The 9,819-nt window shown below is 49.8% G+C and carries 7 protein-coding genes and 1 pseudogene; 3 read left to right on the top strand and 5 right to left on the bottom strand.

What is annotated here, in order from left to right; translation table 11 throughout:
* Positions 1 to 174: 174 nt before the first annotated feature.
* The 5 genes from DW826_RS16990 to glgB form a co-directional block, all read right to left on the bottom strand.
* Positions 175 to 1,491, bottom strand: coding sequence for an MATE family efflux transporter (locus tag DW826_RS16990; RefSeq protein ID WP_117485798.1), 1,317 nt, complete (start codon positions 1,489 to 1,491; stop codon positions 175 to 177).
* 128 nt (positions 1,492 to 1,619) lie between these two features.
* A complete protein-coding gene (locus tag DW826_RS16985; protein ID WP_117553290.1) occupies positions 1,620 to 2,105 on the bottom strand; it encodes a DUF340 domain-containing protein in 486 nt (161 codons plus the stop codon).
* 11 nt (positions 2,106 to 2,116) lie between these two features.
* Positions 2,117 to 2,953 (bottom strand): DUF3100 domain-containing protein, encoded by an 837-nt coding sequence (locus tag DW826_RS16980; protein ID WP_117553289.1) that lies wholly within the window; start codon positions 2,951 to 2,953, stop codon positions 2,117 to 2,119.
* 384 nt (positions 2,954 to 3,337) lie between these two features.
* Complete coding sequence (locus DW826_RS16975) at positions 3,338 to 4,150, bottom strand: mechanosensitive ion channel family protein (RefSeq protein ID WP_117553288.1); 813 nt, start codon at positions 4,148 to 4,150, stop codon at positions 3,338 to 3,340.
* 83 nt (positions 4,151 to 4,233) lie between these two features.
* Entirely contained in the window at positions 4,234 to 6,630 is a 2,397-nt protein-coding gene (gene glgB / locus DW826_RS16970) for a 1,4-alpha-glucan branching protein GlgB (RefSeq protein WP_117553287.1), read from the bottom strand.
* 307 nt (positions 6,631 to 6,937) lie between these two features.
* Between glgB and lepB the strand changes: the two genes are divergently transcribed.
* The 3 genes and pseudogenes from lepB to DW826_RS18400 form a co-directional block, all read left to right on the top strand.
* Complete coding sequence (lepB, locus tag DW826_RS16965; RefSeq protein WP_117553286.1) at positions 6,938 to 7,573, top strand: signal peptidase I; 636 nt, start codon at positions 6,938 to 6,940, stop codon at positions 7,571 to 7,573.
* Between the two features lie 46 nt (positions 7,574 to 7,619).
* Positions 7,620 to 8,939 (top strand): aspartate kinase, encoded by a 1,320-nt coding sequence (locus DW826_RS16960; RefSeq protein WP_117553285.1) that lies wholly within the window; start codon positions 7,620 to 7,622, stop codon positions 8,937 to 8,939.
* Positions 8,940 to 9,223: 284 nt separating this feature from the next.
* Positions 9,224 to 9,819: pseudogene (locus tag DW826_RS18400) on the top strand (sigma-70 region 4 domain-containing protein); the annotation flags it as partial.

The raw sequence follows: 9,819 nt of genomic DNA, 5'->3' as shown, positions 1-9,819 counted from the left end.
CTAATGTTTTATACGCTATACCCAAAACTCAGAAAGAACCGTTCCTTCTCCTGTACAGCGTATTTTTTAGATTCAACATTTTTTAATTCTTATTTTACAAAAGTTCTTTCTTTGTAACTGTTCAGCAGGTCTGCGCACTTACTGCGCTGAGCGTAAGAAAAGTTGTCTTTCTTTTTACCAGGTCTTCCTCATGTATAAAAGTCCTGTGAGATCTGCCAGTATCCAGCCGATCGGGATCGCCATCCAGATTCCTGTCTCACCGAGGAATGTGGCAGAGAGCACGTAGGCAAGTAACACACGGATTCCGAGGGAGATCACTGTAAGCACCACAGACATCTCCGCCCTCTTGATCGCCCTGTAATATCCGTAAAGCAGGAACAGGCAGCCGATTCCAAAATAGAACGCGCCCTCGATCCTGAGATAACGGATGCCGGAGGCGATGACCGCCGTCTCTGCGGAGCTCACGAAGATCTGCATGAGCGGTGCCGCGAAGGCAAAGACCAGCGCTGAGATCACAAGGCTGAATGCCGTGCTGATGGCAAAGGATTCCTTTGTGCCGCGGTGGATCCGTTCTTTATTTCCCGCGCCGTAGTTCTGGGCGATGAAGGTCGAATAGGCGTTTCCAAAGTCCTGAACCGGAAGATATGCGAAGGTGTCGATCTTTACTGCCGCCGCGAAAGCCGCCATGGTGGTGGCGCCAAAGCTGTTTACAAGCCCCTGCACCATGAGGATTCCGAAATTCATAACCGACTGCTGCAAGCAGGTCAGGGAGGAAAGGCCCGCGATCTCCTTTAAGATTCCGCCGTCAAAGCAAAGATCCTTTCTCTCCGGAAAAAGGCTTCTGCATCGGAAAAGAACGTAGAGCAAAATACCGATCCCGGATACGTACTGGGCAAAGATCGTCGCATAGGCCGCACCGGCGATCCCCCAATGAAAGACCGCCACAAATAAAAGATCCCACGCGATGTTTAAGATCGCGGATACCGCAAGAAACACCAGCGGAACCGTAGAGTTTCCCAGTGCTCTTAACAGGCAGGAGAAGAAATTATAGAGGGACGTGGCGAGCAGACCCGCGAAAATGATCAGCAGATACTCTCTCATACCGCCCCAGACCTCCTCAGGGACCCGTAAGAAGCTTAAAATCGGATCAATGAAAATATAGACAACTGCGTTCAAAACAAGCGTTACAGCGAGGATCAGTCCGCAGGCGTGGGCGATGGAGGACTTCAGTGCCCTCTCATCTCCTTTTCCCCTGTAAATGGAAAACAGTGCGCCGGAGCCCATGCTGAGCCCCAGAAAGATCGAGGTCAGGAATGTCATCAGCGTGTAGGAAGATCCCACCGCCGCCAGAGCATTTTTCCCAAGGACACGGCCGACGATCAGGGTGTCCGCGATGTTGTAAAACTGCTGCAAAAGATTTCCTGCCATCATCGGCAGAGCAAATAAAAGAAGGGAGCGTGAGATGCTCCCTTTTGTAAGATCATGGTACATGGAAACTTCACTCCATTATCGTTATGTTTGGACGTCCGCGGCTCTGTTTCATGCGGCGGCACCAGTGTCATAATGATAACATGAGTGCGCTGTTTTTACAACCTATTCCCATTTTTCATATCTGATCATCAGATCACGCCCGTCATTTTTAAGATGAGCTGGGCAATGATCGTAGAACCGAGGAATGTTCCCGCGAACGTGAAGATCGCTACGACTACGATCGCAAATCCCTGTTTCTTAAATGTATCCACATCTTTTCCGATGGAGATTCCGGCATATGCAAGGATCGGAGTGCAGAGCGGAAGAAGTCCGATCTTTCCGATCTGTTCGATCGCGTAATCCGCGATCGGGCTGACACCCGGGATCGTGATCAGGATCGCGATAAATGAGATATAGGCGATCGCCGGAAGATTCTTCGGTGAAACCTTATTGATCAGCTCATAAATGATACAGCCCACCAGCGTGCATAAAAGAAGAAGCACGAGCCCGGGCACTGCCTCAAGCGGGGTTACCGGGTTTCCGGCCTTTGATGTACTGATAAAATTGCCGATGGATGCGAAGATGCATACAAGGACAAGACATTTGATTCTTTTAAACCATACTGCTGCGTCCATATGGATCCCTCCTATTCTTCCCCGGCTGCTTTAACTTTTACCTTAGCGCCGATCGGGAGTCCGTCTTTATAATGCCTGTTGTTCTTTGTGAACAGCTTGTACATGAATTCACACATTGGAAGTGCGATGAAAAGACTCATATAAAGGCCATCCACACTGCTCAGCATATTTGAGGTTGCCGCGTAAGCAGTGATCTCCGCTTCCATATCCGGATATGCCTCAACGACTGCCGCAAGGCTGGCAGAAAGCATGGATGCGGAACCTGTTCCACACGCCATTCCGAGCGCGTACGGATGGAAGATATTTAAGGAGCAGAGGAGGGAAACAAAGATACCGTTGAACATGGTTCCGAATACAGTACCTGTGATATATCCACCCATAACACCGATTCCTTCATCTGAATCAAGACCGTATTTATCGGCAACGACCGCAAGGGAGCTCTCTCTTGAAATAGAGAAGGAGGTTCCGATTGCCGCGCGTCCCATATGGAATACAAATACGGCGATCGGGAGCGCTAAAACCGCAGTTCCCAGATTTCCGAATTCCTGAAGGATCAGCGCTGGTCCGGCTTTGACAACCGCGCCGAGGTTCGGTCCGATCGTGGATGCGATCTTTGCTGTCAGCATCATAACGCTGATTCCAATATAGGGTGATGCTTCTGTCATCATCTTCTGTGGAATCATTTTCGCGATTCCAAGGATCGCTCCAAAGATCAGTACATACAGCATCGGAAACAGTGAGAAGGACAAAGGCCCGAAACTGAATTTTTTGGTGCCGATAAATTCGGCAATTACGGTGAGTACGAAAGCAAGTGCATGGATACGCCAATCTGCCATATGTTCTTTCATATTCAATCCTCCTTTTTTTGCTTTTAGCCTCTGCATGTTTCACTCTTTCCGGAATCGTGCGACCTGTCAGCATTTTTTGCGCAGAAAGCCCAGTCTCTTTTCCGCAAACATTTGTCCGCAACGCAGAAACAATTTAAAATTGATTCTATCAGATTTTCACAAAAATGCAAGCGTTTTTTTCGCATTGTGCGAAAAAACTTTGCCGCTTTATTGTTTTACCGCAGTGTGCAAACAAGGATTATCTATTTCGAATTGCGGAATGCATTCTATATAATGAAAATATACCTTCTTTCTGTGCAACAGAAAAAGAGAGTCCACAGTTTTCTCCTGTTGAACTCTCTTCCCCAGGTAACCTGCATTTTCCGGTACTCTGCCCGGTCCGTGCTATGGTTCCTTTGTCATCATCACATTCATATACTGGTACGGGATCTCGATCCCCTCTTTGTCAAACGTGAGCTTGATCGCCTCTGTGATGGACCACTTCGCTGTCCAGTAATCCTCACAGGTCGTCCAGCCTCTGGCGCTTAAAACAACACTGCTGTCTCCCAGCGCATCCACGACAACCTGAACCGGCTGATCCTTCATGATCCCCGGGTTCTCCTCGAAGATCTTTTTCAGGACGTTCTTCGCCTTTAAAAGATCAGAAGAATATCCGATTCCCACATTGATGATCAGGCGGCGTTTTCCGGTCCTTGTGAGGTTTGTGAGCGGCGCGCTGGACACGGAGCTGTTCGGGATCGTGATGACCCGGTTATCCGTTGTCAGGAGCGTCGTGTATACAAGGCCGATGGACTCAACGGTTCCTTCCCCGGAGCTCGTGCTGATATAATCGCCCACCTTAAACGGTTTCAGGAGCAGGATCAGGGTTCCGCCCGCGAAGTTCGAGAGCGTATTCTGCATCGCAAGGCTGAAGGCCAGAGTGACGGTACCGATGACCGCCACGAAGGAGGTCGTCTTGATCCCTAACTGATCCGCCGCCATGAATACCATAACGCCGAAGAGAACTGCATGAAGCAGCATGTCCAGAAACTTTTTTAACGTGATCTCCACCCCGGCGCGGTCCATGATCTGACCGGCTGCCCTGCGGGCGATCCTGATGATCCGCAGTCCCACGAATACGATGACCGCCGCCCAGAAGACTCTGGTTCCGTATTTGATGAGCGCTGCGGTTAGAATATCCAATGTATGTTCTTTCATGTCATTTCACCTGTTGTTTCCCGGATATTTCTGTCCTGTATTTAATTTCTGCGCTGACTGCCCCAATCAGTCAGGCACAAATTTCAGTGCCGGCTCTCGCGCGCCGTCTTTATGATCTGCCCAACCTTCTCGGAGATCACATCCAGCGGGCTCGCCGGCAGCTTTACCGATGGCTGCCGTGCCGGGCGCTTTCTCTTCTCCGCCGTTTTCTTTTTCTCCGGCTCCGCCTCTTCCTCATACGGAGTGCAGGAGAATACAGCTGTGGACATCGGAGCAAGGTTGATGGCAATGGAATTCTTTCTCGTATCCCACTCCTCTTTCTTCGACATCTTGACTCTCCGGTTTACCATGCCGCTGCCGCCGAACTGCTTTGCATCACTGTTTAAGATCTCCTTATACTTTCCCGCAAACGGAACGCCGAGACGGAACTTCTCATGCTCCACCGGAGCGAAATTGCAGACAAAGAGCAACGTCTCTTCCGGCTTTTCCGTTTTTCTCTCAAATATAACGATATTTTCATCGTTGTATGTGCAGTTGATCCACTCGAAGCCCTCCGGCTCGTAGTCCATCCTGTAGAGCGCCGGCTGTGTGCGGTATAGGTGGTTCAGTGCTTTCACATAATCCTTCATCTGGCTGTGGATATCATATTTCAAGAGTCCCCACTCCAGGCTCGCCTTCTCGTTCCACTCATCCATCTGGCCGAAATCCTGTCCCATAAACAGAAGTTTCTTTCCCGGATGACCCATCATAAAGCCGTAGGCGGTGCGGAGGTTCGCGAACTTCTTCTCCTGGGTATCCCCCGGCATCTTACCTGCCAGAGAACCTTTTCCGTGGACCACCTCGTCGTGGGAAAATACCAGGACGAACTTCTCGCTGTAGGCATAGAGCATGCTGAAGGTCAGCTCCCCGTAGTGGTCATGGCGGAAATACGGATCGCACTGCATGTAATCCAGGAAATCGTTCATCCAGCCCATGTTCCACTTGAAGTCGAATCCAAGTCCGCCATCGTTCTCATCACCGGAGACCTTCGGCCAGGCCGTGGACTCTTCAGCGATCAGGACAGAACCTTTCGTGTCCCTCGCGTAGATGGAATTTAAATGCTTTAAGAATTCCACTGCCTCCAGATTCTCATTTCCGCCATAAATGTTTGCGACCCACTCCCCGGCGTTCTTTCCATAGTCCAGATACAGCATGGATGCCACTGCGTCCATCCGAATTCCGTCTGCATGGAACTCCTTCGCCCAGTATAAGGCATTGGAGATCAGGAAGTTTGATACCTGTGGACGTCCGTAATTGTAGATCAGCGTTCCCCAGTGGGGATGGGATCCCTGGCGCGGATCCTGGTGCTCGTAGAGGCATGTCCCGTCAAAGGCTGCAAGGCCGTGGGCATCCCGCGGAAAATGGGCCGGAACCCAGTCCAGGATCACACCGATCCCTTCTTTGTGCATATGATCCATAAACGCCTTGAAATCATCTGGTGTTCCAAAACGGCTCGTCGGCGCGTAGTAGCCTGTAACCTGGTAACCCCAGGATTCATCCAACGGATGTTCCATCACAGGAAGCAGCTCCACATGGGTGTATCCCATCTCTTTCACATAGGCTGCCAGCTTCTCCGCGATCTCCCGGTAGTTGTAGAACTGGCTGCCGTTGATGTCCTCACCGTTCTCATTCTGTGCTACCGTTTTCTGCATCCAGGAACCAAGATGGACCTCATAGATGGACATCGGGGAATCCTTCAGGCGGTCTTTCGCCGCTGCCCGCTCTTTGATCCACTCATCATCGTTCCATTTGTAACCGGACATATCCCAGACAACAGATGCCGTATTCGGGCGGAGCTCCGCATAGTTTCCGTACGGATCCGCCTTCAGCATCGGAAGTCCCGCCTTTGTCTTGATCTCATATTTGTAGATCGCGCCGGGCTTCAGGTTCGGGATAAAGATCTCGTAGATCCCCGACGGACCTCGCTTTTTCATCTGGTGGCGTCTTCCGTCCCAGAAGTTGAAATCGCCCACAACGCTGACGCGCATCGCATCCGGCGCCCACACCGCAAAATGAACGCCCTCGATCCCGGCTTCCACCGCCGGATGTGCCCCAAATTTCTCATAGGAATCATAATAGATCCCCGCACTGAATTTCCGCACCTCTTCCTCGGTAAAGGCGGTGTGGAACTGGTAGCTGTAAGGGTCGATGATCTCCTCGTTGTCCCCGTCCGTGTAGGTGATACAGAAATGGTACGGAACCAGTTCTTTTCGGTCTTCTAAAAGCACCGCAAAGAAGCCGTTCTCGTCTGCCATCTCCATCGGGAACTGTTCTTCGCCGATCTTTACGGACACCTTCTCCGCGTTCGGCAGAAAAGCCTGGATCAGAAGACCTTCCTTTATCACATGTTCCCCTAAAAGCCGTCCCGGATCGCTCGCCTCAGAATAGACAAGCTCCTCGATTCCGGCCCAATCCATCAGATCATATAAGATTTTTTCCATTCAGCACTCTCCCTGCTGCATCCGCATGCCTCTCACCGGGCACACTCCGCTAATAAATCAACTCCGACAACGGATAAATATTACCCGCATTTTTTAACAACATTTTAACATTTTCACTTCCGCGATACAAGTATTCTCCCCTGTTTTCCTCGCAGAAAGAAAAAACTTCCTTACCTTTTTCGAAATTCCCTTGCGAAACTTGACAATTTATCATAAACTCTTTATTGTATGCATACGGGCAGTAACATTTACTCTTACAGTATATCTTTCCCGTAAATATTAGTCAAACGAGGTTATCATCATTTATATGGAAAATAACGAAAAAGAAAAGAAAGAAAAAACAGGCTGGGTCGCAGAGCTCATCAGCTGGGTGCAGGTTCTCGTATCTGCCGCTGTGATCGCCTTCGTGCTCACCACTTTCGTCATTGCAAACAGTGAAATCCCAACAGGTTCCATGGAAAACACTATCATGGCAGGAAGCCGTGTCATCGGCTCCAGACTCCATTACAAATTCTCTGAACCGGAACGCGGCGATGTAGCAATCTTCGTTTTTGGCTGGCAGTGCCCACAGTGCGGTGCGATCATAGAGGGCGATAAGCAGGATACCTGCCCGGCCTGCGGTTCCGAAGTCGGAAAGCGCGGCCACACGATCTACTATGTGAAGCGCGTGATCGGTATGCCTGGCGACGTGATCGATATCGTGGACGATCAGGTCTATTTAAACGGATCTGACACACCGCTCGACGAACCGTACATCGCAGAGCCGATGAACCAGCATGAAACTTACCATTTTGAAGTTCCGGAAAACTGCTACTTCATGATGGGCGACAACCGCAACTACTCCCTGGATGCCCGCTACTGGCAGAACCACTACATTTCCAGAGACAAGATGGTTGCCAGGGTATTCTTCGAATACTTCCCGACACCAAAGGTAATCCACTAAGGTGGAATCCGGCATATATCATTTACTTACACACAGGAGACAGATTATGAAGAAGGTTGTAAAATTTGGCGGCAGCTCCCTCGCAAGTGCCCGTCAGTTTAAAAAAGTAAAGGCAATCATCGAAGCCGACAAGACCCGTTGCTATGTTGTTCCGTCGGCACCGGGAAAAAGAGACAGCAAAGACACAAAAGTGACCGACATGTTATACCAGTGCTACGACGCTGTATGCGCAGGCGAAAGCTATAAGCGCATCCTTGACCAGATCAAGAAGCGCTACACCGATATCATCGACGGTCTTGATTTAAACTTAAACCTTGATTTCGAATTTGCGAAAATTGAGGAGAACTTCTTAAAGAAAGCCGGACGCGACTACGCGGCTTCCAGAGGAGAATACTTGAACGGCATCATCGCCGCAAATTACCTCGGTTTCACCTTCGTGGACGCAGCCGATGTGATCCGCTTCGACGCTGAGGGAAATTTCCTCTCCGAGGAGACAAACGAGGAGATGCGTGAGCATCTCGCTTCCTTAAAGCAGGCAGTCATTCCTGGCTTCTACGGTGCTAAGCCGGACGGAACAATCCATACCTTCTCCCGCGGCGGTTCCGATATCACAGGTTCCATCGTAGCACGCGCGGTCCAGGCAGACCTCTATGAGAACTGGACTGACGTTTCCGGTTTCCTTGTAGCAGATCCGAGAATCGTCGAGAATCCAGCTCCGATCGAAACCATCACCTACACCGAGCTCCGTGAGCTCTCCTACATGGGTGCAAGTGTCCTTCATGAGGACGCAATCTTCCCGGTAAGAAAAGCCGGAATCCCGATCAATATCCGTAACACGAACCGTCCGGAAGATCCGGGTACCATGATCGTCGAGAATACCAGCAAGCGTCCGCACTACACTATCACAGGTGTTGCCGGAAAGAAGGGCTTCTGCGCTATGAACATCGACAAGGCAATGATGAACTCCGAGATTGGGTTTGGGAGAAAGGTTCTTGAGGTATTCGAGAAGAACGGCATCTCCTTCGAGCACATGCCGTCAGGAATCGACACCATGTCCGTTCTCGTTCACCAGGATGAGTTCCAGGAGAAAGAGCAGTCTGTTCTCTCCGGTATCCAGCGCTCCGTTCATCCTGATGTTGTCACATTAGAGTCCGACCTCGCTGTGATCGCAGTCGTAGGCCGCGGCATGAAGGCAATGCGCGGAACTGCCGCAAGAATCTTCGCGGCCCTCGCACACGCTAAGATCAACGTAAAGATGATCGACCAGGGATCCAGTGAACTGAACATCATCATCGGCGTTACAAATGATGATTTTGAGCCGGCGATCCGGGCAATCTACGATATCTTCGTAAAAACTGAATTATAATCCATAAATGAGTTTTCCCCCACATAGGCGGTTTGTTAAGCCCCTGTGCGGGGGCTTTTTTATTCAAGTCCCTTTTATCCTTTTTCATCTGCGCCTGTCTCTGTGCCTCCAGGCCTCTTCTGTTCCATTGCATATTGCGAAGCTAAACGGCCGTCTTTGCGGAACAAAACGGCCGCATTCCGTTTCTGAACAGCCGAATTTCTACCAGTCTCTGCAATCCAATCCTTATAATGATAGTAGCCATCCCAGTGGTGGTGAATAGATCATTTTAAGGAGGATAATGTATGCAGTTAGATTACAAGGACATCATTATCAAACACTATGCGCTATCAATGTCTGGTAGCGAAATAGCACGTCAGACTGGTTTCAGCAAGTCTGGTGTCAATGACTTCTTGAGAGCATTCAAGAAGTGCGAAGATCTGAACTATCCATTACCAGCAGGTATTACCAACTATGGTATTGCCCTAAAAGTGTATGGGTCTGTACCAGGATCAGGAGGTCGAAATGAGAACATCGAGTTACCTGATTATGAAGAGGATGCCAAGCTTATGGCGACACGAAAAAACATGACACTCGTGTTTCTTTGGAATCGCTATAAGAAAAAGTGCGAAGAAGAAGGTGCCCGCTGTTATCAGTACAGTCAGTATTGTGAACTCTACAACAAGTGGTGCGAAGAGAATTACGAGACAGTCCACTTTGATGCCATTATCGCACAAAAAATGGAAGTTGACTTTGCTGGTCAGACCTTCTCAACGACAGATCCTCTTACCGGCGAGATCATGACCATCGTTGTATTTGTAGCCATCCTTCCTTATTCGCAGTATATCTATGCAGAAGGGATGCTCTCAACGAAGGAACCACAGTGGATCGAGGTCAACAA

The sequence above is a fragment of the Clostridium sp. AM34-11AC genome, assembly GCF_003435375.1.
GTDB lineage: Bacteria > Bacillota > Clostridia > Lachnospirales > Lachnospiraceae > Pilosibacter > Pilosibacter fragilis.
The sequence above is the reverse complement of the archived record's forward strand: the minus strand, read 5'-3'. Positions and strand labels throughout refer to the sequence as shown.

Bases quoted from the DNA above. Each gene is read 5' to 3' on its own strand.
- DW826_RS16975 (WP_117553288.1), bottom strand. From the start codon at position 4,150: ATGAAAGAACATACATTGGATATTCTAACCGCAGCGCTCATCAAATAC.
- DW826_RS16990 (WP_117485798.1), bottom strand. From the start codon at position 1,491: ATGTACCATGATCTTACAAAAGGGAGCATCTCACGCTCCCTTCTTTTA.
- DW826_RS16960 (WP_117553285.1), top strand. From the start codon at position 7,620: ATGAAGAAGGTTGTAAAATTTGGCGGCAGCTCCCTCGCAAGTGCCCGT.
- lepB (WP_117553286.1), top strand. From the start codon at position 6,938: ATGGAAAATAACGAAAAAGAAAAGAAAGAAAAAACAGGCTGGGTCGCA.
- glgB (WP_117553287.1), bottom strand. From the start codon at position 6,630: ATGGAAAAAATCTTATATGATCTGATGGATTGGGCCGGAATCGAGGAG.
- DW826_RS16980 (WP_117553289.1), bottom strand. From the start codon at position 2,953: ATGAAAGAACATATGGCAGATTGGCGTATCCATGCACTTGCTTTCGTA.
- DW826_RS16985 (WP_117553290.1), bottom strand. From the start codon at position 2,105: ATGGACGCAGCAGTATGGTTTAAAAGAATCAAATGTCTTGTCCTTGTA.